26 protein-coding genes are annotated in these 21,394 nt (G+C 67.1%); 14 read left to right on the forward strand and 12 right to left on the reverse strand.

Translation table 11 applies throughout. The features are described 5' to 3' along the window. Positions 1-5 precede the first annotated feature (5 nt). From QM618_RS09120 to QM618_RS09135, 4 genes are read right to left on the reverse strand one after another with little or no spacing between them, the layout of a single operon-like run. A complete protein-coding gene (locus QM618_RS09120; protein WP_428097428.1) occupies positions 6-755 on the reverse strand; it encodes a putative protein N(5)-glutamine methyltransferase in 750 nt (249 codons plus the stop codon). Positions 756-775: 20 nt separating this feature from the next. Next, a complete protein-coding gene (locus QM618_RS09125) occupies positions 776-1,546 on the reverse strand; it encodes an ABC transporter permease (protein WP_428097431.1) in 771 nt (256 codons plus the stop codon). Continuing rightward, complete coding sequence (locus QM618_RS09130) at positions 1,543-2,268, reverse strand: ABC transporter ATP-binding protein (protein ID WP_428097435.1); 726 nt, start codon at positions 2,266-2,268, stop codon at positions 1,543-1,545. Before QM618_RS09130 ends, QM618_RS09125 begins: the two co-directional genes overlap by 4 nt. Continuing rightward, on the reverse strand, positions 2,265-2,831 hold the full coding sequence (locus QM618_RS09135) for a TetR/AcrR family transcriptional regulator (protein WP_428097440.1): 567 nt from the start codon (positions 2,829-2,831) through the stop codon (positions 2,265-2,267). Before QM618_RS09135 ends, QM618_RS09130 begins: the two co-directional genes overlap by 4 nt. A gap of 58 nt (positions 2,832-2,889) precedes the next feature. Between QM618_RS09135 and QM618_RS09140 the strand changes: the two genes are divergently transcribed. Further along, positions 2,890-3,318 (forward strand): cupin domain-containing protein, encoded by a 429-nt coding sequence (locus QM618_RS09140; protein WP_428097443.1) that lies wholly within the window; start codon positions 2,890-2,892, stop codon positions 3,316-3,318. A 3-nt stretch (positions 3,319-3,321) separates the two neighbouring features. Beyond that, entirely contained in the window at positions 3,322-3,537 is a 216-nt protein-coding gene (locus QM618_RS09145; protein WP_428097446.1) for a hypothetical protein, read from the forward strand. A gap of 12 nt (positions 3,538-3,549) precedes the next feature. Here QM618_RS09145 and QM618_RS09150 read toward each other — a convergent pair whose 3' ends face one another. The 3 genes from QM618_RS09150 to QM618_RS09160 all read right to left on the reverse strand — a co-directional run bounded on the left by QM618_RS09150 (position 3,550) and on the right by QM618_RS09160 (position 5,855). After that, entirely contained in the window at positions 3,550-3,891 is a 342-nt protein-coding gene (locus QM618_RS09150) for a hypothetical protein (protein WP_428097449.1), read from the reverse strand. Positions 3,892-3,944: 53 nt separating this feature from the next. Beyond that, a complete protein-coding gene (locus QM618_RS09155; RefSeq protein WP_428097452.1) occupies positions 3,945-4,313 on the reverse strand; it encodes a hypothetical protein in 369 nt (122 codons plus the stop codon). A gap of 114 nt (positions 4,314-4,427) precedes the next feature. Continuing rightward, complete coding sequence (locus QM618_RS09160; protein ID WP_428097455.1) at positions 4,428-5,855, reverse strand: DHA2 family efflux MFS transporter permease subunit; 1,428 nt, start codon at positions 5,853-5,855, stop codon at positions 4,428-4,430. Positions 5,856-5,935: 80 nt separating this feature from the next. On the opposite strand from QM618_RS09160, the gene QM618_RS09165 reads away from it, so the two are divergent. The 6 genes from QM618_RS09165 to QM618_RS09190 all read left to right on the forward strand — a co-directional run bounded on the left by QM618_RS09165 (position 5,936) and on the right by QM618_RS09190 (position 9,351). Beyond that, positions 5,936-6,556: a TetR/AcrR family transcriptional regulator gene (locus QM618_RS09165; RefSeq protein ID WP_428097459.1), complete on the forward strand. Its 621-nt coding sequence runs from the start codon at positions 5,936-5,938 to the stop codon at positions 6,554-6,556. A gap of 9 nt (positions 6,557-6,565) precedes the next feature. Further along, positions 6,566-6,892 carry a YciI family protein gene (locus QM618_RS09170; RefSeq protein WP_428097464.1) on the forward strand — a complete coding sequence of 109 codons (327 nt, stop codon included), beginning with the start codon at positions 6,566-6,568 and terminating at the stop codon, positions 6,890-6,892. Between the two features lie 230 nt (positions 6,893-7,122). Continuing rightward, positions 7,123-7,455: a PadR family transcriptional regulator gene (locus tag QM618_RS09175; RefSeq protein WP_428097467.1), complete on the forward strand. Its 333-nt coding sequence runs from the start codon at positions 7,123-7,125 to the stop codon at positions 7,453-7,455. Next, positions 7,452-7,823: a DUF1048 domain-containing protein gene (locus tag QM618_RS09180; protein ID WP_428097470.1), complete on the forward strand. Its 372-nt coding sequence runs from the start codon at positions 7,452-7,454 to the stop codon at positions 7,821-7,823. Before QM618_RS09175 ends, QM618_RS09180 begins: the two co-directional genes overlap by 4 nt. Then, on the forward strand, positions 7,820-8,593 hold the full coding sequence (locus tag QM618_RS09185) for an ABC transporter ATP-binding protein (RefSeq protein ID WP_428097474.1): 774 nt from the start codon (positions 7,820-7,822) through the stop codon (positions 8,591-8,593). Before QM618_RS09180 ends, QM618_RS09185 begins: the two co-directional genes overlap by 4 nt. Beyond that, entirely contained in the window at positions 8,590-9,351 is a 762-nt protein-coding gene (locus QM618_RS09190; RefSeq protein ID WP_428097478.1) for an ABC transporter permease, read from the forward strand. The genes QM618_RS09185 and QM618_RS09190 overlap by 4 nt, the downstream gene beginning before the upstream one ends. Positions 9,352-9,540: 189 nt before the next feature. Here QM618_RS09190 and QM618_RS09195 read toward each other — a convergent pair whose 3' ends face one another. The 3 genes from QM618_RS09195 to QM618_RS09205 form a co-directional block, all read right to left on the reverse strand. Next, entirely contained in the window at positions 9,541-9,789 is a 249-nt protein-coding gene (locus QM618_RS09195; protein WP_428097482.1) for a hypothetical protein, read from the reverse strand. A 264-nt stretch (positions 9,790-10,053) separates the two neighbouring features. Continuing rightward, positions 10,054-11,442, reverse strand: a complete 1,389-nt coding sequence (locus QM618_RS09200; RefSeq protein ID WP_428097486.1) for a sensor histidine kinase — start codon at positions 11,440-11,442, stop codon at positions 10,054-10,056. A 26-nt stretch (positions 11,443-11,468) separates the two neighbouring features. Next, positions 11,469-12,152 (reverse strand): response regulator transcription factor, encoded by a 684-nt coding sequence (locus QM618_RS09205; protein ID WP_428097489.1) that lies wholly within the window; start codon positions 12,150-12,152, stop codon positions 11,469-11,471. A 181-nt stretch (positions 12,153-12,333) separates the two neighbouring features. On the opposite strand from QM618_RS09205, the gene QM618_RS09210 reads away from it, so the two are divergent. The 3 genes from QM618_RS09210 to QM618_RS09220 are packed head-to-tail and all read left to right on the forward strand — an operon-like array spanning position 12,334 to position 15,442. Next, positions 12,334-12,933: a DUF4956 domain-containing protein gene (locus QM618_RS09210; protein ID WP_428097492.1), complete on the forward strand. Its 600-nt coding sequence runs from the start codon at positions 12,334-12,336 to the stop codon at positions 12,931-12,933. Beyond that, positions 12,930-13,691: a VTC domain-containing protein gene (locus QM618_RS09215; protein ID WP_428097497.1), complete on the forward strand. Its 762-nt coding sequence runs from the start codon at positions 12,930-12,932 to the stop codon at positions 13,689-13,691. The genes QM618_RS09210 and QM618_RS09215 overlap by 4 nt, the downstream gene beginning before the upstream one ends. Positions 13,692-13,708: 17 nt before the next feature. Next, positions 13,709-15,442, forward strand: coding sequence for a carbohydrate-binding domain-containing protein (locus QM618_RS09220; protein ID WP_428097504.1), 1,734 nt, complete (start codon positions 13,709-13,711; stop codon positions 15,440-15,442). Positions 15,443-15,624: 182 nt separating this feature from the next. On the opposite strand, the gene QM618_RS09225 is transcribed toward QM618_RS09220, so the two are convergent. Continuing rightward, positions 15,625-16,089: an Lrp/AsnC family transcriptional regulator gene (locus QM618_RS09225; protein WP_428097509.1), complete on the reverse strand. Its 465-nt coding sequence runs from the start codon at positions 16,087-16,089 to the stop codon at positions 15,625-15,627. 126 nt (positions 16,090-16,215) lie between these two features. Here QM618_RS09225 and QM618_RS09230 point away from each other — a divergent pair, with 126 nt between their 5' ends. Genes QM618_RS09230 through QM618_RS09240 form a run of 3 tightly spaced genes read left to right on the forward strand, consistent with a single transcriptional unit; the run spans position 16,216 to position 19,434 of the window. Further along, positions 16,216-17,640, forward strand: coding sequence for a DUF6421 family protein (locus QM618_RS09230; RefSeq protein ID WP_428097512.1), 1,425 nt, complete (start codon positions 16,216-16,218; stop codon positions 17,638-17,640). Between the two features lie 7 nt (positions 17,641-17,647). Next, positions 17,648-18,367, forward strand: coding sequence for an SDR family NAD(P)-dependent oxidoreductase (locus tag QM618_RS09235; protein ID WP_428097517.1), 720 nt, complete (start codon positions 17,648-17,650; stop codon positions 18,365-18,367). Further along, the gene (locus QM618_RS09240) at positions 18,364-19,434 is read left to right on the forward strand and encodes a threonine aldolase family protein (protein WP_428097521.1); all 1,071 of its coding nucleotides are present in this window, start codon (positions 18,364-18,366) and stop codon (positions 19,432-19,434) included. The genes QM618_RS09235 and QM618_RS09240 overlap by 4 nt, the downstream gene beginning before the upstream one ends. 150 nt (positions 19,435-19,584) lie before the next feature. On the opposite strand, the gene QM618_RS09245 is transcribed toward QM618_RS09240, so the two are convergent. Continuing rightward, positions 19,585-21,375, reverse strand: a complete 1,791-nt coding sequence (locus tag QM618_RS09245; RefSeq protein WP_428097526.1) for a cation:proton antiporter — start codon at positions 21,373-21,375, stop codon at positions 19,585-19,587. Between the last annotated feature and the right edge of the window lie 19 nt (positions 21,376-21,394).

Here is a 21,394-nt window from a genome sequence, read left to right on the forward strand (position 1 = left end):
CCACGCTACGCGCGGGCGGCGACAATTACCGTGGCGCCAAGTGCCTCATCCTGCGCGACGGTGGGGTTGAGTCCCGCTTCCACGGCCCGTTGGGCGGTGCGTTCGGCCTGTGCGTGGCTGGTCTCCACGATCGCCACGCCTCCTGGCGAGAGGCGACGCGCGGCCGCCGCGAAGACCGCCGCCTGCAGATCGGTGCCGTCGGGGCCGCCGTCGAGGGCGGTGCGCGGTTCGTGGTCGCGAGCCTCGCTGGGCATGAACGGAATCTCGCCCGTGGGGACGTACGGCGGGCAGGCCGTGATGACATCGATAGGCACCGAGATGTTTGAGTCCATGTCGGATACCAGGGCCGTTGCGCCATAGGGCGCCAAGTTTCGCTGCGCAACGGCCACCGCGCGGGGGTCGAAGTCCGCGGCGATCACGGTCGCGTCCGGGCGTGCGTGCGCAACCGCTGCCGCGATCGCGCCCACTCCGCAACACAGGTCAACAAGGGTGCCGTCTTGCGGGAGCGCGTCGATCGCGAGCCGCGCCACCAGCTCGGTCCGCCGCCTTGGCACAAACACCCCGGGCGCTACCGCCAGCCGCAACCCACCAAACAGCACCCAACCCAGCACCGTCTCCAAAGGCTCGCCCGCAATTCGGCGGGCGACGAGCGCCTCCCTGGCCACAGCGTCGGGCTCATGGGCTATCAGCAATGCGGCCTCGTCCTCGGCGAAGACGCAGCCGGCGGCGCGCAGGCGAGCTGCTAGTTGCTCCACCCGCCCGACGTTACCCGGACTCAGTCCAGCCGTGCCCGCGCGAAGGCGCGCACTCCGGCCCAGGCGCCGAACGCCGCGAAGGCGATCGCAAGCAAAAGTGACACGGGTGAGATCGCTTCCGCAGCGTCGGGCCCAGCAGCACCCGACCACAGCGCGGGCGCCACATACGGGACCCAGGCGCCCACGCCGAGACTCGCCAGGATCTGGCTTGCCGCGGTGGCCGCGATGGTCGCGCCAACGGCCCCGAGGTAGCCGCGGAAGCGCACGGCCACCCAGCCGAAGGGAGCGGCGAGAGCGCACATGACGAGCCCTGCAACCCACACCTTTACCAGGGATGTCGCTACGTCGCCGGTAAATGTGCCGTTCCCGAATATTGCCGAGCCGGCGCCCACCAGGCCAACGGCGAGCGTCACGCATGCGACCGCCCATGCAAGCGCCACTGTGACCTTCGCCCAGGCCAGCGAGGTTCGCGTCTCCGATAGCGCAAAGAGCGAGCCCAGAGTGTGATCAGCCCACTCGCGGCCAACGAGCCACGAGATCGCGAAGCCTACGGTGATCAGCGACACCACCGGCACAATCTGCCCCGCGAGCGAGGCCGTGGCCTCGCTGAAAGTGCCCTCTCGGTAGGGCGCGAGCTTGGCTCCGGAAGGGCCGCCCGCACTTGAGGAGCGCGCCACGGCGACCATGCCTATCGCGAAGAACGCCGGCAGCATCACGAGCAGGACGGTGCCGAGCCGCGCCGTGAGCGAACGAGCAAACGTGGCGACTTGCAAGGCGAGGGCGGTTCTCATGCTGCGACCCCCGCGTGGCTCGCGTCCCAGTCTCGGACGAGCGCGAAGAATCGTCGCTCGAGGTCTACCTGGCCGGGCTCAAGCGTGCCGACCACGCGCCCCGCATGGATCATCGTGATGCGATGCGCGATGCGTGAGACCTCGTCCAGGTGGTGGCTTGAGACGAGCACGCCGGCGCCACGATCCGCGGCATCCACGATGACGTCCCGCAGCAGCAGCACTCCCGCCGGGTCCAAGGCGTTGGTTGGCTCGTCGAGGATGAGCAGTTCCGGCGCGTGAGCAGCAGCGCACCCTAGGCCCAGGCGCTGCCGGTTTCCCAGCGATAGCCCCCGTGCGCGACGCTGGCTCCAGCGGGTGAGTTCCAGCTGGGTTATCCAGTGGCTGGCTGCTTGGTGCGCGCCTGTTGCGTCCATGCCGTGGAGGCGGGCGGCGAACGCGACGTTGTCGTGGACGGTGAGCTCGGGGTAGCCGAAGGGCTGGTCGATGACGAAGCCCAGCCGGGCGAACTCGGCCGGACCTGGGGAGGTCGAGCCGAGGATCGCGACCTCGCCTGAGTTCAGTTGGGTGTGGCCCACCATTGCCTTCATCGCCGTGGTCTTGCCCGCACCGTTGAGGCCAATGATCGCGTGAATCTCGCCTGGCTCCACTGTGAGGCTCAGGCCGTCGAGCGCGCGCAGCTCGCCGTAGGTGCGCACCGCGCCCGTAAGGGCGAGCGCGCTCATGCCGACACGCCCGCAAGCGAGGGGACCATCGTGATCGCGGCCTCGGTGACGAGGTCGCCGAGAGTTCGCGAGTCGCGGGTGGTCGCCCAGTCCAGCAGTGCGGCGCCCACCGCCGCGAGGCACGCCGCGGCTGCGATGCGCATTTCGCGCTCGCGGCCCGGCAGTGCCGCCGCGCGGACGATTGCGGCTTCGGTGGCCGACATATTGGCGGCCATTTCGCCAGCGAGGGATGGCTCGGCCGCGACGATGGCGATCCCGCGCCTCGCGTCGGCGGTGATCTCCTCGTTCAGCATCGGGACCAGGGACAGCAGGCCACGCGTCACGCGGTCTATCGACGGCAGGTCGTGGGCCTGCCTCGCCACCGACTCGGCGATCACTGGATCGAAGGGATCGTCGAGCAGCACTCGCTCCTTGGTGGGGAAGTGGCGGAAGAACGTCATGTGGCTGACGCCTGCTGCGGCCGCGATGTCCTCCACGGTGACGGCCTTATAGCCGCGAGCCTCAAAGAGGGCGAGCGCCGCGGCCTGAAGGCGGGCTTTGGTCTGTGCCGAACGGGTGGTCATGTACTGAACGTTAGTCACTAACATTTGGTGAGCGCAAGCCCCGCGTTACGGTTGGGCCATGGCGAAGTACGAAGTAACCAACATTGGCGCGCTCGACGAGTGGCGGGACTTCTACGGCGGATTCCGCCCGGAGAGTTCGCGCGATGGGCGCCGCGTGGTGGACCACGAGCTCACCATGCAGTTCATCGGGATGACCGCCAACGCGCTCGAGCCCGGCGAGGAGGCCGGCTACTGGCACATTCACCACGCGATCGAGGAGGTCTACGTCTTCCTCGAGGGCCGCGGCCAGATGGGACTCGACGATTCAGTGGTGGATGTGGGACCAGGCTCGGTGGTGAGGGTTGGCCAGGAGGTGTGGCGCACGTGGCGCGCTGCGCCGGACAGCCCGGGTCAGCTGCGCTGGCTGTGCATCCGCGCCGGCGGCCAAGAACTGCCGCACTTCCCAGACGACGCCGAACGCGGTCCCGACCGGCCCATGCCCTGGTAGATCGTGGCCTTCGAGAACTTCCGTCCGGGTGCGCGAGTGGTGGTGCGCTACCTGCTGCCCACCGGCCAGGCGACCGACGCTCTCGGCGTGCTCGTTTCGGCCGATGCCGAGACGCTCGTCGTGGACGGCAAGCGCGGCATCGAGACGATCGCGGTCGCGGACGTCATCGCGGCGAAGACCGTTCCGCCGCCGCCGGAGCCTCGCTCCGGAGGTCTTTGACGCCGCGACCGCTCACTGCGACGGATCCGCGGTCTCCTTGCCCTGTTCTCTGTAGGTGAGCGACCCGTCCTCGTTGATGATGAGCTCCCAATGCGGGCACGCAGGCTCGGCAATCTTGCCGAGTAACTCTCCCGATGCGGTCCGGATCGAGAGTCCAGTGCCTATGCAGTTGTTCATCCCCTCTATGGTGTAGTCGCCGGGCGGCACCATCGATTCCCTTTCAAGTTCAGTGCCCTCGTACGTGACCACGACAGTTTCGTCGTAGTCGTTGACGAATCGAGCGGCAGGCACCGCAGCGTCGTAGTTGATGATGCAGCCTCCCAGACTCGCGGCGGCCACGAGGCTGAGCACCATGCCGGTGAACGTTCGTCGCGCTCCGGAACGGGCGCATCGCGGGCCTGAGCGCATCAGTCGTTCTCGTCTACGTAGCTCAGCTCCCCTTCCGGGCCTACTCGCACTCGCCAGCCGGGACACGCGGGCCGGTCGATTTCGCCTAGTACTTCGCCATCTAGCGTTTCGACGCGGATCGAGTCTCCCCGGCACTCTCTGAGCGCGTAGGCCACGCTGGAGTTCGCCCACACCTCGGTGTCGATCTGCCCCTCGGGATCTACGATGGCGAAGTTCAGGGACTCAGAGTAGGCATTCGAGAAAATCACCTCACTCCCGAAGTCGTCCACTGCGATCTGGCATCCGGAGATGCCGACGACGACCACGATAATGAGCGCGACGCCGGGCACCGCTCGCCGCGCTCCGGAACGTCTGAGACTTGCTGCCACGACAACCGCTCCCCTCCGCCAGCCCGCTCGCGCTACAACCGATGACGGGCTGCCACCGCCAAGCATCGCAGACGCGAGCGGCCCATGCCCCGATTGCACGGGCCGCTCGCCCACCTAGCCCGACGCTAGGGCCGGCTCTCGTACGCCACTCGCCACAGCGTCGGGCCGGGGGGAGCGACCGGACGGCAGCGCCAACCCAGCAAGGGATGCCGCGACCAGGAACGCGACTCCCGTCCAGATCGCGGGGATGGCCGCGTCCGTGTAGCCCGTGGGGGTGAGCGAGCCGCCCGCGCCGGTGAACACCGCGGTGAGGATCGCGATGCCGAGCGCAACGCCGATCTCCCGCAGCGTCGAATTGGTGCCCGACGCTTTGGCGTGGTCCTCGTCGCGGACGTTCGCCAGAATTGCGGTGGCCGACGGCGCGAAGACCAGGCCCATGCCCACGCCGGCGAGGATGAAGGCAGGGACCATCGTGGCATAGGCGACGTCCGGGGTCATGGTGAGCGCGATCCACGCGAGGCCCGCCGCCTGAAGTGAGGTGCCGGCGACGATCAGGGTGCGCGTGCCGACCCGGGGCGCGATCGCACCCGCGATGGGCGCCACGATGAGCGGCGCCATGGTCCACGGCATCGTCATCACCCCGGCTTCGAGGGGCGAGCGCCCCTGCACCACCTGCATGAACTGGATGAGGATGAAGATCGCTCCGAAGATGCCGATCGAGAACAGCATGCCCGCGGCGTTGGCGGCGGAGAAGCTGCGATCGCGGAAGAGGCGCAGCGGCAGCAGGGGGTCGGCGGTGCGGTTCTCCCAGAGCAGGAACGCGACGAGCAACGCCGTGCCGCCCGCGAGCGCGGTCACGACCTGAGGCGAGTCCCAACCCGCGTCATTGCCGCGGATGATGCCGAATACCAGGCCGAACACCGCGCTTGCGGCAAGTGCCAGGCCGGTCCAGTCAAGGCGCACCTTCCTGCCGAACGCCTCCGCGAGCGAGAAGTAGACGAGAGCGATCGCTACCGCGCCTACGGGAACGTTGAGCCAGAAGATGGCGTGCCAGGTGAGGCCCTCGACCACGGCGCCGCCGATGACGGGGCCGAGCGCGACGCCAAGTCCGGACACCCCTCCCCACACGCCGATCGCGAGCGGACGCATCGCCGTGGGCACGGCTCCGGCGAGCAGAGCGAGCGACAGCGGCATGACTGCGGCGGCCCCTGCTCCCTGGAGGGCCCTGGCAGCGATGAGGAGGCCGGGGTCTGGTGCGACGGCCGCAAGGGCCGACGCTGCGGTGAAGACCGCGATGCCGGCCACGAAGACGCGGCGGCGGCCCAGGCGGTCGCCGAGGGCGACGGCCATGAGGATGAGGCTCGCGAACGCGAGCGAGTAGGCGTTGACGATCCACTGGAGCTGCTCCAGTGACGCGCCAAGATCCTGCGCGATGACGGGCAATGCGTTGGTGACGACGAGGTTGTCGAGCGTCGCCATGAACGTCGGCACCGCCGCGGCAACGATGACGAGCCACAGCGGGCTCTTGCGATTGGTGGCCATGATGGTCCTCCCCTTGGTTGTTGTAATCAACTGATTACCAAACAAGAGCCACCATAGTAATCAACTGATAACATGTCAACATGAACGCCTCACCCGATCGAATGAGCGCCGAAGACAGGCGTGAGCAGATCATCCTCGCGGCCGCGGCAGTGTTCGGCGAGAGGGGGTACGCGGGCGGCACCACGGATGCGATCGCGAAGCAGGCGGGGATCTCCCAGGCCTATGTAGTGCGCATGTTCGGCACCAAGGAGAAGCTGTTCTCCGCCGTGGGACAGATGGCCAACGACCGCATCGTCGGGGCATTCCGCGCGGCAATCGCAACGTTCCCGCCGGGTGCGAGCGACCAGCAGAAGCAGCAGGCGATGGGAGACGCCTACGCGAGCCTCATGCAGGATCGCGGACTGCTCTTGTCCCTGCTCCAACTGTTTTCGCAGGGCCACGATCCGGTGCTTGGCGTGCAGGCGCGGCAGTGCTTCCTCGATGTGTTCCGGGTGGTGCGCGACGAGGCCGGGCTGGGGCCGCAGGTGGCCGTCGAGTTCTTCGCTCGCGGCATGCTCATGATGATCCTCATGGCTATGCGCATGCAGGACGCCACCTCGGATCTTGATGCGGCGCAGTTCCTGTCCGTAGTGCTTGGGCCGCTCGAGGCTCAGGTGGTGCCGCTGCTGGCTCAGCCGCCACTCGGCGACGCGCGGCGCTAACGTGGGTCTATGACCCAATACGTGATCACCTTCCCCGCTCGCACCATGGTCCTCACTGACGAGGAGTTCGCGCAGGCTGGCATCGACGCCAATGCCGTGGTCGAGGAGATGAAGGCCGCGGGTGTCTACGTGGCCGCGGGCGGCATCGATCCCGAGGCGCCCGCCTACCTCGTGTCCGAAGACGGCTCATCGGTCCCCGCCAACTATCCCGACACCGCAGGATTCAACGGCGGCGTCACGATCATCGAGGTTGACTCGCTCGAGGATGCCCAGGCGTGGGCCGCGCGCATCGCGAAGGCCTGCCGCTGCCCGCAAGAGGTGCGCGGCCTGTTCTAGGCCGTAGTTTCACCCGCCGCACGCGCCCTGGCGGCGCTTTCGGGTTGCCAAGCGGCGTTTGACAGCACTTTGTCGCCGCTAGCGAGCATCCGCACTGCCAGCCCGACGCTCCGCTCGCCTTTCGCAAGCTACCCGGGCCCCAGCGTCGGGCCGCGAAACCAACCCCTGCACCGCCACTACTTAGTGCTACTATCTACTAGTACCTAGTAACACCAAGTAGGAGGCAACCGGTGCCAAAGCAAATCACCGAGATGCTCAAGGGCACGCTCGAGGGGATTGTCCTGGCGATCCTCGCGCGGCGCCCCGCATACGGCTACGAGATCACCTCGTGGCTGCGCGACAACGGCTTCGCCGAGATCGCCGAGGGCACCGTCTACGCGCTGCTGATCCGCATCGAGCAGCGCGGGCTCGTGGACATCGAGAAGGTCCCGAGCGAGAAGGGCCCGCCCCGCAAGGTCTACTCGCTCAACGCCGCCGGCCGCGAGTACCTCGACGAGTTCTGGGCCAACTGGGCCTTCCTCGCCACACGACTAGAAGCACTCCACGAAGGGACACCATCATGAGCGACGAACAGAACTGGCTGACCGCAAAGATCATCGGCCCCAAGAAGGAATGGCGCGAGTACAAGAAGCGCGTCAAGGCGCTGCCCTCGCCGTACCAAGAGGCGGTCGCCGGCGTTGAGCGCTACCTCATGCACTTCGGCGCCATCAGCAACCCGGACTCGCTCAACCACCTCTTTGGCGACGTCCTCGACATCTTCGAGCGTGCCGCCGCGGACAACACCCCCATCCGCGACATCGTGGGCGACGACCCTGTGGAGTTCGCCGACGCCCTCATCCGCAACTACCAGCAGACCGGCTACGTGGCCAAGGAGCAGCAGCGGCTGCGCAACTCGATCGCCAAGGCCGAGGCGGAGCAGGCTCAGCCATGACCGCCGCTGCCGTGCGCGTGACCGGTGTGCGCAAGTCGTTTGGGGACCTGCACGTCCTCCGCGGCGTTGACCTGGACGTCGCGCCCGGCAGCATCCACGCCCTCCTCGGCTCCAACGGCGCGGGCAAAACCACCCTCATCCGCATCCTCGCAACCCTCCTCCGGCCCGACGCCGGTTCGGCTTTCGTTGCCGGGCACGACGTTGCCCGGTCCCCGGCTTTGGTGCGTGGGGCCTTGTCGTGGACGGGCCAGTTCGCGGCCGTCGACGGGATCCTCACCGGAAGGGAGAACCTCGAACTGGTGGGGCGACTGCGGCACGTTCGCGAGAGGGCGACCACAGCGTCGGGCCTGCTTGAAAGGTTTGGTCTCGCTGAGGCCGGCGACCGGCGCGCGGGCGAGTACTCCGGTGGCATGGCTAGGCGGCTCGATATCGCGATGAGCCTGGTAGGTGCGCCACAGGTGGTGTTCCTTGATGAGCCCACCACCGGCCTTGACCCCGAGGCGCGCCTCGAGGTGTGGGCCGCGATCCGCGAGCTCGCCGCGGGCGGGACCACGGTGTTCCTGACCACCCAGTACCTGGATGAGGCCGAGCAGCTCGCTGACCGGATCTCGATCCTTCACGAGGGCCGGATCATCGTCGACGGCACGCTTGCCGAGCTCAAGGCGCTGCTCCCGCCCGCGAAGGTGGAGTACGTGGAGAAGCAGCCCACGCTTGAAGAGGTGTTCCTGGCCGTGATCGGCCACGGGACCAAGGAAGGGAGGGCGGCATGACCCCGCACGCAGTGTCAGACACCGCGGCGCTCACCGGCCGCTCGCTCAAGCACATCACGCGCAGCCTCGACACAATCATCACCACCACGATCATGCCGATCGCGTTCCTGCTGCTGTTCGTGTTTGTCTTTGGCGGCGCGATCGATGTTGGCACCGCGGAGTACGTCGACTACCTGCTGCCGGGGATCCTCGTGATCACGGTCGCGTCGGGGGTCTCGTACACGGCGTACCGGCTCTTCATGGACCTCAAGGGCGGCATGGTGGAGCGCTTCCAGTCGATGCCGATCGCGCGCTCCGCGGTGCTGTGGGCGCACGTGCTGACGTCGATGGTCGCGCTCGCGATCTCGCTGTTCGTGGTGCTCGTGGCGGCGTTCGCGATGGGATTCCGGCCGCACGCCTCGCTTGCCGGATGGCTGGGGGTGACGGGGATTCTCGCCGTGTTCTCCCTGGCAATGACGTGGCTCGCGATCATCCCTGGACTGCTTGCGTCTACGCCTGACGGGGCCAGCGCCTTCGCCTACCCGCTGATCCTGCTGCCGTTCATCTCGTCGGCGTTTGTGCCTACCGAGACGATGCCTACGCCCGTGCGCGTGTTCGCCGAGAACCAGCCGGTGACGTCGATCGTGGATGCGCTGCGGTCGCTGCTCGCGGGCCAGCCGGTGGGTGGCGACATCTGGGTGGCGCTTGCGTGGTGCGTTGGACTGCTGGTGGTCGCGTACGTGGCGGCGACCGCGGCCTACCGACGCGAGCTCAGCTAGGACCTCCGCGCACCTCTTCGCCGCGCACCTCTTCGCCGCGCACGCTGGCGGCCTTCTACGCGTCGCAAATGCCGTTTGCGACGCCAGGGTTGCCGCCAGGACGCATTCGCCCACAAGGCCCGACGCTCCGCGAACCTTTCGCACTCAGCCCAGCCTCAGCGTCGGGCCGCCGCCCCGCCGCGAGCTCGGCTAGGAGCTTTCCCGGGGCGCTCGTAGCGCCCGGAATCCCCACACGAGCGCCACCACTGCCCCCACCGTCAACACCACAGCTGGCCAGCGACTGGGCGGTGGCGGAGCCACGCCCGTGTCCATTGCGGGGAACATCGGTCCGTACCACTCGGCAGCCGCGAGGGCGCTCAGGATCAGACCCGCGAGCAACAGCCCCACTGGTAGCGCGAAGCTCCGCTGTTCCACGTCTTCGCCAGCACTCTTGACCACTCAGCCACCTTAATCTGCGCCTGTGCGCGGACAAAGGGCCAAATAGTGGTCAGGGCTGTTGGCGCCGCGAGCCAGTTGGCGGCAGCGCCGGTCTCGGACGCGTGGTCGCGGTGGGCGCGTGGCGGCCTGGGCCGCGGGGGGAGTTGATGGGCTCCACGCACGCTGGCGGCCTTCTACGCGTCGCATACGCCGCATGCGACGCCTGGGTTGCCGCCAGGACGCAAGCGCCCAGCGGTTTCGAGTCAGAAGCCACGGACTCGCGCTCTACGGCCGCGGCAGCACCAGCGTCACAGTCGTGCCCTCACCGGGCGTCGAGTCCACCGCGATCACACCGCGATGCGCGTCCACGATCGCCGCCGTGATCGCCAGACCAAGCCCCGCACCCCCGTGCGCGCGAGACCGCGACTCATCCCCGCGCACAAAGCGCTCGGTAGCGCGCGCGGCGAGTTCGGGCGGCATGCCGGGTCCGTCGTCGGAGACGGCAACCCGTGCGTGCCCCTCAGCTGAGGCAACGGAGATCGTCACCGAGCCGCCTCCGTGCAGGAGCGCGTTGTTGACCACGTTGATGACGGCCTGGCGCAGCTTGTCGGGGTCGCCGGTCACGCTGACCGCCTCCCCAGCAACCGTCACAGAAGCACCCGCGTGCGCCGCCAACGCATCCCCCGCGATCTCGTCGCACAGCGACCTCAGCTCAACATCCACAGCACCGAGCGCAGGCTCCGCGTCGTACTTGGCAAGCTCCAACATGTCGCTAACCAGGCGCTTCATGCGCGACGCCTCAGCCTCGGTCCGGGTCCAGGCGTCGGCGACGTCAGCCTTGCGCGTCAGCGCCCCGCGCCGGTACAACTCCGCGTAACCCAACACCGTGGTGAGGGGCGTACGGAGCTCGTGTGAAGCGTCGGCCACAAACTCGCGAAGCCGCGCCTCCGAGCGTTCGCGCTCCCTCAACGACGTAGTGAGTGTCTCGATCATGGTGTTGAGCGAGGCCGCGAGCTCGGCGCTCTCCGAGCCGTGCCCCGCGCCCTCCAGCCGCACGGACAGGTCGCCTTCCGCGATGCGCCCCGACGCGTCCACCATGCGCCGCATGGGGTTGACCCCAAGCCGGATCACCCACGCGGCCACGAGCCCAAGGCCCAGCAGCATCGTGAGAATGCCAATCGCCTCGATGAGGATCAGCCGCTGCGTCGTGGATTGCACGTCATCGAGCGGCAGCGCCGTGACGTCCCAGCCCTCGTCGTACGTGCGCACGTACACGCGGTATCCGGCGCCGCCCTCGGTGGACGGCACGGAGAACGTCGCGCTGCCCTCGGCCGGTAGCTGGCTCACCGCCACGTCGGGCTCTCCCGTGTTGCCGCCCACGTTGGGTTCAATGACGATTTTGAGGGTGCCGTCCGCAGTGATGAAGCCACGGAATACGTCCGACGGTCGGTCGCCTCCCGGAAACCCGTCGCCTTGGTCGTCGGTGCCGGTTTGGTTGGTCGGGCGGCTGTTCATCCACGATTCGCTTGGCGGTCCCCCAGCGAACTGGGTGAGCCGCTGATCAAGCTGGTTGATGAGGTACGAGTGGGTCGAGGCGACCACCACAACCGCGATCGCAATCGCGACGGTTGCGATGACAGCGAACGCCACGAGCACGCGGTCGCGGAGGGACATCCCGCCACGTACGGCCACCACGCGGCTCACGGCAACCTCAACGTGTAGCCAACGCCGCGGATGGTCTGAATGAGCTTGGGGTCAACGGTGTCCACCTTGCGGCGCACGTAGCCGATGTACGTCTCCACGACTCCGGAGTCGTCGTCGGGGGAGTACCCCCACACGTTTTCCAGCAACTGCCCGCGGGATAGCACACGGCCGGTATTGCGCATGAGGTAGCGCAGCAGGTTGTACTCGGTGGGCGAGAGCTGCACCTCGGCACCATCGCGCGTCACGCGATGGGCGACGTCGTCCATGACGAGGTCCGCAACCGTGTACGTCTCGCGAGCGGACGGCTCGCGCTCATAACGCCGCGACACCGCCTCCACGCGCGCCACGAGTTCCTCCAACGAGAACGGCTTTGGCAGGTAGTCGTCGCCGCCAAGGTTGAGCCCCGTGACGCGGTCCTCTGACGCGTCGCGCGCGGTCAGGAAGATGACGGGCGTGCGGTCGCCTGCCTCGCGCAGGCGCTTCACCACGGCGAAGCCGTCGAGCTGCGGCATCATCACGTCGAGCACGATGAGATCCGGCTTGGTCTCGCGCGCGGCGCGCAAGCCCGCCGCGCCGTCGGACGCCTGCACCACGTCGTAGCCCTCGTATTTGAGGGCGGCAACGAGCATGGAGCGCAGGTTGTCTTCGTCATCCACAACAAGGATTCGGCGTTCGGGCATGAGACAACTGTCCCAAACAAACCTGTGCGTTTGCTGAGAGGCGCCGGAGAAAGCTCTGAGCCGCCTCTGAGCCAAATCTGCGCGCGTTGTGCCGCCCTTCACAGCCAGTTCTCAGCAACCGCCGGTGTCATGGATACATCAACGGCTCGCCCAGAGCCTCCTGACACTGAAGAAGGAAGCCATGTCCGTATTCGCATTCATCGCCGCAGATCTCATCGCGATCGCGGTGCTTGTCTTTGGCCTGTACTTCCCGCGTCACCGCCGCCGCGACATGATCGTGGCCTTCCTCAGCGTGAACGTTGGCGTCATGGGCGTCACGTACGCCATGACCAACGCGGACATCTCGCTGGGCTTTGGCCTTGGCATCTTCGCGGTGCTCTCGATCATTCGCCTCCGCTCCACTGAGCTGGATCAGGCGGAAATCGCCTATTACTTCACGGCCATCGCCCTTGGTCTGCTTGGCGGCTTCCCCGCCATGAGCCCCACAGTCTCCTTCACGCTCATGGCTGTGCTGCTCGGTGTCATCGCGATCGGCGACAGCCCGCGCCTCCTTGGGCGCGCTCGCCAACAGACCGTCAACCTCGACCAGGCGGTCGCGTCGGAAGCGGACGCCAAGGCGCTCGTGGAGGTGCTGCTCCACGCCGAGGTCACGCGCCTCACCATCCGCAAGGTGGACTTCGTCAACGACACCACCTTGTGCGACGTTCGCTACACACTGCTCGACAAGCCAGCCACAGCGTCGGGCATGCCTAGTGAAGAAATGCTTGAGGTGACGCGATGACTTGGGACCTCGTGATCGCGCCGTGGCGCGGCATCGCCCTGGAGCAGCTGGACGCCGCGAGCGAACTGCAGACCCGCACGGACCGCAAGTACATCGTGGACGAGGTCACGCTGGCTTCGGCTCTCTCGTCGGTAGCCCCCGGCGCCGTGCTCGAGGTTGCCGGCAGCCGCGAGCAGGCCTACTCGTCGACGTACTTCGACACCCCGGAACTCACCTCGTACAGGGCCGCGGCACACCGCAGGCCACGCCGCTACAAGGTGCGCACGCGCAGCTACATCGGCAGCGATCAGCACGCCGTGGAGCTCAAGCTCCGCGATGCGCGCGGCACCACGGTCAAGCACCGTGAGTGGCTTGACGGTGCGGTTACGGCCACGTTGGGTGAGGATGCCCGACGCTTCCTCACCTCATTCCCAGATGTCGCCGGTGCGGTGGATCAGTTGGTTCCCTCTCTCACCACCACCTACCGGCGCACCACCCTTGTCACACCCAACGGGCGCGTGACGATCGACGCCGACGTCACGGCGACGATGCACGGCTCGAGCATTTCGTTTGCGCCAGAGCTCATCGTCGAGACCAAGGCCGCGCGGCACGCCGGCGAGGTGGACAGGGCGCTGTGGGCGCTCGGTGTGCGCCCCTCACGCGTCAGCAAGTACTGCACGTCGCTCGCCGCGCTCAACCCCCAACTCCCTTCCAACCGGTGGTCGCGGACCCTCCGCCGTCACCTTGACTCCCCTGCATCGGTCGCGTTTGCGGCCTGATCGAAAGGATCCCCATCATGCGACGCAAGCCCTCATTGATTTTCGCCGGGCTCACGCTCGGCGCCCTCGCCCTCGCTGGCTGCACCTCGACTACCGGAACCACCGCGAGCGGTGAGACGGCAACGGACGCCCAGGTAACGTCGGACATGTCTAGTGACTACGCCGAGCTGGCATACAGCGATCTGGGCATTGACGAGGCCGACGCGGTGGACGCCTCCGCGGCCACCGACATCGCGCTTTCTGGTTCAGAGGACGTCACGATCTCAGAGGCCGGCACGTACCGCTTGAGCGGCACGCTCAAGGATGCGTCCGTAGTGGTGGACGTGGCCGAGGGTCAGGTCAACTTGATCCTCGACGGCGTCTCGATTACTGCGGATGAGACCGCCGCCATCAACGTGGTTAACGCCGATTCGGTGGTGATCTCCCTGGCAGATGGCACAACGAACGCGCTGAGCGACTCCGCGACTGCGGCGGTGAGCGAGGAGGAGGATGCGCCGAATGCGGTGCTGTTCTCCACCGCCGATCTGTACATCGAGGGCAGCGGGTCGCTGACGGTGTCCGCAACCATCAACGACGGCATCACGTCCAAGGACTCGCTCATCATCTCCGGCGGGAGCATCACCGTTGACTCGGTGGACGACGGTGTGCGCGGCAAGGACCACATCGTGGTGCTGGATGGCGTGCTCACCATCAATGCAGGCGGTGACGGCATCAAGGCCGACAACGATGAGGTGCTCACGGACGCGTCCTCGACGAAGGGCGTGGCGTGGTTCACCGGGGGCACCGTGGCGATCACCGCTGGCGACGACGGCGTGAGCGCAGAGCGTCAAGTGACGGTGGATGGCGGCTCCGTGAGCGTATCGGCTGTTGACGACGGCATTCACACGGAGGGTGTCCTCAGCATCTCTGACGGCAGCGTCAACGTGACGCAGTCCAACGAGGGGCTCGAGGGCGCGGTGGTGCTGCTGAGTGGTGGCACGGGGTCGGTGGTGGCGAGCGATGACGGCATCAATGTGGCCGGTGGGTATCTCGAGGAGACCACGACCACCTCTGCCGAGGGCGGGACTGACGCCCAGACTGATTCCCAGACGGATACCCGAGCTCAAGGCGGGGGTCCTGGGGGAGGCGAGCCACCGTCGGGCGATATGGGTGGTGAGCGCCCCGCAGGCGGCGGCGCGCGGCCCTCCGATGGCGCCGACCGGCAGATGCAGGGCGGCGGCATGGGCGGCGACGCCAGTGTCACTGACCCGTCCTCGCTGACGGTCAGCTCCGGTTCCGGTGGTGGCATGGGCGCGATGCCGGGTGAGAGCAACGACGGCTCTGGCCGGTACCTGCTGATCTCTGGCGGCACGTGGAACGTGGATGCGCAGGGCGATGGGCTGGACGCCAACGGCACCATGTCAATCACGGGAGGCACCACCACGGTGCAGGGTCCGTCGACTAACGGCAATGGCCCCACGGATGCCGATTCCTACTCGGTCACTGGTGGGACGCTGCTTGCGGTGGGCTCTAGCGGGATGCTCGTGACCCCGGGTGAGGGCTCTCAGGGCAACGTCGTGGCGGTGTTCAGCGGCGGTGTCGCCGCCGGATCCGAGGTGACGCTGACCGATGCGTCCGGGACCGTGGTGGCCAGCGTCACCACCGAGCGGGTGTCGCAGGCGCTGATCTTCTCGTCGCCGGACATCGAATCCGGGGCTTCGTACACGGTGAGTGTCGCAGGGGTTGAGGTTGGCGAGGTCACGGCGGCGTAAGTCCGCCACCTCGTCTCCCACCACCTCTTCTCCCGCCACCCCCGCCCGCGGCCGCGGCCGCCAACCCAAACTCACTTACGTCCGAACCGCTCAGAGGCGGTTTTGGGTGCCGGGGGGCCAAAAACCCCGCCTGAGTGGTTCAGACGTATGGCGGCGGGGGACTGGACGCGCAGAGCGCTCGCCTAAGCCGGCAGGATGGGCCGGTTTTCGTAGAAGGTCTGCAGCACCACCGTGGTGCGCGTATTCACCTGCGCCGCGGCCCGGATATCGCGAATGAGCGCCTCGAGGTGCCGCGGGGACGCCACCCGCACCAGCAGGATGTAGGCGGCATCGCCCGCGATGGAGTGGCACGCCTCGATCTCGCTCAGGTGCTCCAGGAGCTCGGGGGCGTTGTCCGGCTGCGCGGGATCCAGTGGCGTGATCTCCACGAAGGCGGCGAGCGGCTTGCCCACCGCCTCTGCGTCCACGAGCGCGCGGTAGCCCGTGATGACGCCGCGCTTCTCGAGCCGCTTGAGGCGGGTCTGCACAGCGGAAACCGAAAGCCCCACTGCAGTAGAGAGGTCCGCGAGCGTCGCTCGCGCGTCCTGCGACACCGCGCGCACGATGCCAAGGTCGATGTCGTCGTCGAGGGGCCCAGCAGAGCTCATGCACCGACACTACCAGCGCTTCAACCCCGAAACAGGAAAACTTCCTGCCCCGCCCGTGACGGGCCGGAACATCTCCCGTACACTGGAGCCTCCAGGTCAGCGACGACCCAACGATCGGAGGTCCCCATGTCCATCCAGTCTCCTGAAGCAAAGTCGGTCATCGGCGAACCCGAGGTCGTCGAAGACGCCCGCACCGCGGAAACCAGCGACGCCTGGCTGCGCCTCAAGGCCGCGGCCACCGCGATCCAGGCGCTGCAGGTCCAGGACGGCTCCGTCCCAGAGCACAAGGGCGAGGCACGTGCCCTCGTCGCGGAGATCACCGCCTGCATCCGCGCGCTCACCCCCGCATTCCCGCACGACGCCGCTTACCTTGAGACATCGGCGAAGGACTTCGAGCGCTGGGCCAACGAGGGCCTCGAGGTCCCAGATTTCCTCGACTCGCTCAAGGAGTTCCAGCCGCAGCAACACCGCATCGACGGCATTCGTCACCTCGTGGTGTTCCCCATGTACACGCAGAACGGCTCGCGAGACCGCCACGTCGAGGCCGTGATCGTTGAGGCCATTTGGCCAGAGTTCATCGCGGAACTCGAGGCCACCGACTACGGCAACAAGCTCTTCGTTTCACTGCGCTTCGTGGACTTCACCCCGGGCTACGACACCAATTCCGCCGTCCTCTTCCCCGAGACCATCGCGATGCGTGAAATCCCCACGTTCACGTGGGGCGCCATCTTTGAGGACCGCGAAGCCGCGCGCTACCGCCGAGTGGTGCGCGCAGCGTCGGACATCACCAAACTGGACCTCCCCCAAGACGCCGCCCGCATGCTCGACGACCAAGAGCTCACCGAGAAGACCTTCGTGATGTGGGACATGATCCACGACCGCACCCACATGCGCGGCGACCTCCCGTTTGACCCGTTCATGATCAAGCAGCGCATGCCGTACTTCCTGTACTCGCTCGAGGAGCTGCGCTGCGACCTCACTGCGTTCCGCGAGTGCGTGGCGATCGAACGCCGCCTCTCGCGCCGCCTTGACGAAGGCGACAGCCTCGACCGCATAGAAAAGGAGACGCTCGAGCACGCCAAGCTGGTGCAGTACGCGGTGATCTTTGACCGCATCTTCCGCTTCCCCATCACCGGAAATCGGGTGCGCAATTACGACGGACTCGGCGGCCAGCTGCTCTTCGCGTGGCTCCACCAGCGCGGCGTGCTGCATTGGACGGATACCGCGCTCGCGTTCGATTGGGAGCACGTGCCCGACGCTGTTGTCGCCTTGAGCGACCAGATCAACGAGCTCTACTGGCGCTCCATTGACCGGCCAAAGACCGCTCACTGGCTTGCGGCATATGACCTGGTACGGGCCACGTTGGAGCCCAACCCGGCGTCCCTTTGGGCTCGCGGCCTCCCCGACGAGATCCTCGCAGGCATTCCCAAGGGCTACACCGACGCCGTGCTCGACGACGAGTTCCCGCTGTCGATGTTCTTCGAGGCGCTCGACAAAAAGATGAAGCCCGTGATCGAGTCCACGGCGGGCATCACCGGCCGCGATCTGTGAGCGCCGCTTGAGCGTCGCAGGCAAACTCGTCGTCATCGCGGGGGCAACAAGCGCTGCGGGAATCGCGACGGCGCGGGCCTTGGCTGAGGCAGGCGCCCGCGTCGTCGCGGTTGGCAGGGACGCTCCAAAGCTCGTCACCCTGCGCGAGTCATGCTGCGCGAAGTCGCAGTACGCAGGGCCGACGCTGGCCACCGAAGTCTGCGACCTCACCGATGAGACGGCCGTGCGAGCACTCGCGGACCACGTCCGCGACACGCATGGCCAGCCCGACGGTCTGCTCCACTTGGTAGGTGGCTGGCGAGGCGGTGGCGGCTTGGCCGGGCAGAGCGACGAGGACTACCAATTCCTCGAGGCTTCTTTCACCGCGCTGCGGCATGTGAGCCGCGCGTTCTACGAGGACCTGAGCGCGTCGGAGGCCGGCAGGCTCGCCGTGGTCTCGTCCACCACCGTGGTGCGGCCGCTCGCGGGCGGCGCCAACTATGCCGCGGTGAAGGCTGCAACGGAAGCGTGGGCGCGCGCCATTGCCCAGGGGTTTGCCAAGGATGCGAGGTCCCGCGACGCCGCCCGGGATGACGGCGGCGAACTGGCCGCAGCGTCGGTCATCTTCAGGGTGAAAAGCCTTGCCGGGCACGAGGACGAACTCGCCACAGCGTTTGTCCACTTGTGGGACCAACCGGCCGCGGAACTCAACGACACCACCATCGACCTAACAGAATGGGACTCATGACCACGATTCACGACCCCAAGGTGCGCGGCTTCGCGTCGGACAACTACTCGGGAATTCACCCGGACGTGCTCGCCGCGATCGAGGCGGCCAACGGCGGCCACCAGGTGGCGTACGGCGAGGACGTCTACACCGCGCGGCTGCAGGAGGTCATGGCGCATCACTTTGGCGACGGAGTGGAGGCGTTCCCCATGTTCAACGGCACGGGCGCCAATGTGGTGGGGCTGCAGAGCATGCTCCCGCGCTGGGGTGCCGTGATCGCCGCGGATACCGCGCACATCCACGTGGATGAGGCGGGCGCGCCCGAGCGCGTGGCAGGCATCAAGTTGCTCACCGTTCCCACGGACGACGGCAAGCTCACCCCCGAGCTCATCGACCGTGAGGCCTGGGGCTGGGGCGACGAGCACAGGGCGCAGCCGCTCGTGGTCTCGATCACCCAGTCAACGGAGCTCGGCACGGTGTACTCGGTCGAGGAGGTGCGCGCGATCGCCTCGCACGTGCATGAGAAGGGAATGCGGCTGCACATGGACGGCGCGCGCGTATCGAATGCCGCCGCGTCGCTTGGGGTGCCGCTGCGTGCCTTCACCAAGGATGCGGGCGTGGACGTGCTGAGCTTTGGCGGCACCAAGAACGGCGCGATGCTCGGCGAGGCCGTTGTGGTGCTGAACCCAGATGCCTCAGAGGGGCTCATCTACCTGCGCAAACTCAACATGCAGCTCGCATCAAAGATGCGCTTCGTCTCCGCCCAACTGCTCGCGCTCCTGGATGGGGACCTGTGGCTGCGCAACGCGAGCCACTCCAACGCGATGGCACAGCGCCTCCGTGCCGGGGTGGAAGCTGGCATCGCGGACGGCTCCATCAAGGGGGTCGCCTTCACTCAGGCGACCCAGTCCAACGGCGTGTTCGCCACCCTCCCCGACGGCGTGGCTGATCGCCTGCGCAAGGACTTCCGCTTCTACGACTGGGATGCGTCGAAGAATGAGGTGCGGTGGATGTGCAGCTTCGACACCTCGGAGGAGGACATCGACGCGTTCGTCGCCGCGATCGCCCGGGAGACCGCCCAAGGCTGACTCTCACCGCCAGGCCCCGTCACCTACGTCTGAACCACTCAAACGTGGTTTTGGGGGCAGGCCACCACAAAAGTGCCGATGAGTGGTTCAGACGTGTGTGGCGCTTACTCGAGTGTGAGGCGACGCTGGGCTTACTCGAGTGTGTGGCGCTTACTCGAGTGTGAGGCGACGTGGCGCAAAGTAGATGAGCCGCGAGTCGCGCTTGGGGCGGAACGGCTGATCGGGGGAGTACACGCGCAACAGACCCTGGGTGTCAATCGCCCCAATCGGCACCGCGCCCGCCTCGGTCACCGCTGCCTCGAACCGCTCGCGCGGAAACTCACGCCCCGCTTTGGTGACGTGGAAGCGCCAACCTGCGTCGTAGCGTCGGGCCATTTCAGCAAAGTCAACGAGGCCGTCAAAGGCGAACGAGCCCCTCTTCCCAAAACCCAACTGGCGGCCCGCGTTGTGGGAGTGCACGTGGGTCGCCAACTGGAAGGTGCGGTGGTACTCGAAGTCGCGGCCAAGCTCTCGCGCCACGAGCGCGTTGTAGTAGTCGTTGTCGGAGGCAGCGAGGACGTAGCTCAGCTGGGCCAGATCCATTTCTTCCTCCGCCTTGTCGGAGAGCACCTCGCCAAAGTAGGTGGGCACGTTGTCCATGCGCGCGGGCTGGAGTTTTGCGTACGCGTTGTCCGCGATCAGAGCCCCAAGAGAGTTCTCTCGCAGCTTGGCGGCGAGCGCCGTGGCCCACGCCGAGCCGCCAACGATGAGCAGGCCGTTCTTCACGCCAGCCAAGAGCCCAAGTGCGCGCGCCCATGGCTTGAGGGTGATGCTGTGCACCACCACGGTCACCAGGATGACGAAGAACACGGTGGGAAGCAGCATGCGGCCGTCTTCGAAACCCGCACTCACCATCGCGGGTCCAAAGACACCCGCCGTGGCGGCGGCCACGATGCCGCGCGGTGCGATCCACGCCATGAGCAACCGGTCGCTGCGAGGTATCTTGGCGCCGATGGTCACGAGCAGCACTGTCACTGGCCGCACCACAAACATCAGCACCAGCACGAACGCGACCACGCGCCAGTCCAGCAGCTTGATGTCCGCGAGCGACAACTCCGCGGGAATGATGATGAACAGCGCGGAGAGCAGCACCACCGTGAGGCTCTCCTTGAAGCTGAGCAGCGCCTCGCGGTCGCTCAACACGGCGTTGCCGAGCACCACGCCCATCGCGGTCACCACCAGCAGGCCGGCCTCGTCCTGCACCATGTTTGCCAGCGAGAAGACCACGAGCACCAGCGCCAACAGCGTTGGGGACTTGAGGTGGGTGGGGATCCAGCCATGCTGGAAGGCCTTGGCCGTGATCCAGCCAACGCCACCGCCAAGTACCACAGCCATCAGAATGGCGAGGCCAAAGCCCTTCCACAGCCCGCCGTTCGTGCCGCTGCTCAAGGTGACGGCCTGGAACATGATGGTCGCGAGCAGCACGCCGATGGGGTCGTTGACGATGCCCTCCCACTTGAGCAGCGACGCGACATCGCGCTTCAGGTTGGCTTGGCGAAGCATCGGGATGATCACCGTGGGGCCGGTGACCACCAGGATCGCGCCAAGCACCACGGAGGTCTGCGCGGAGAAGCCGCCTACCGCAGCCGCAGCGAAGGTGCCGAGCACGAAGGCAACCGGCGGGCCCAGGATCGTCAAGCGCCCAACGCCGTGGCCCACGCGCCGCAGCTCGGTGAGCTTGAGCCCCATCGCGCCCTCGAAGAGGATGACGGCCACGCCTAGGCCAACCACCTCGGACACCTCCGCGGGCGCGGCCGGGATCTTCACCAGCCCCGTGATGGGTCCCAGCGTCAGGCCAACCACGATGAGCACCACGATCGCCGGAACGCGGATGCGCGCGGCGATCACTTGGCTCGCGAGGCCAGCGGCGAGGATGACGACCAGGGTGGTGGCGATTCCCATGGTCAGAGCGTAGGGCCGC

Origin of the sequence: Demequina sp. (assembly GCF_049841215.1) — a bacterium.
Taxonomy (GTDB): domain Bacteria; phylum Actinomycetota; class Actinomycetes; order Actinomycetales; family Demequinaceae; genus Demequina.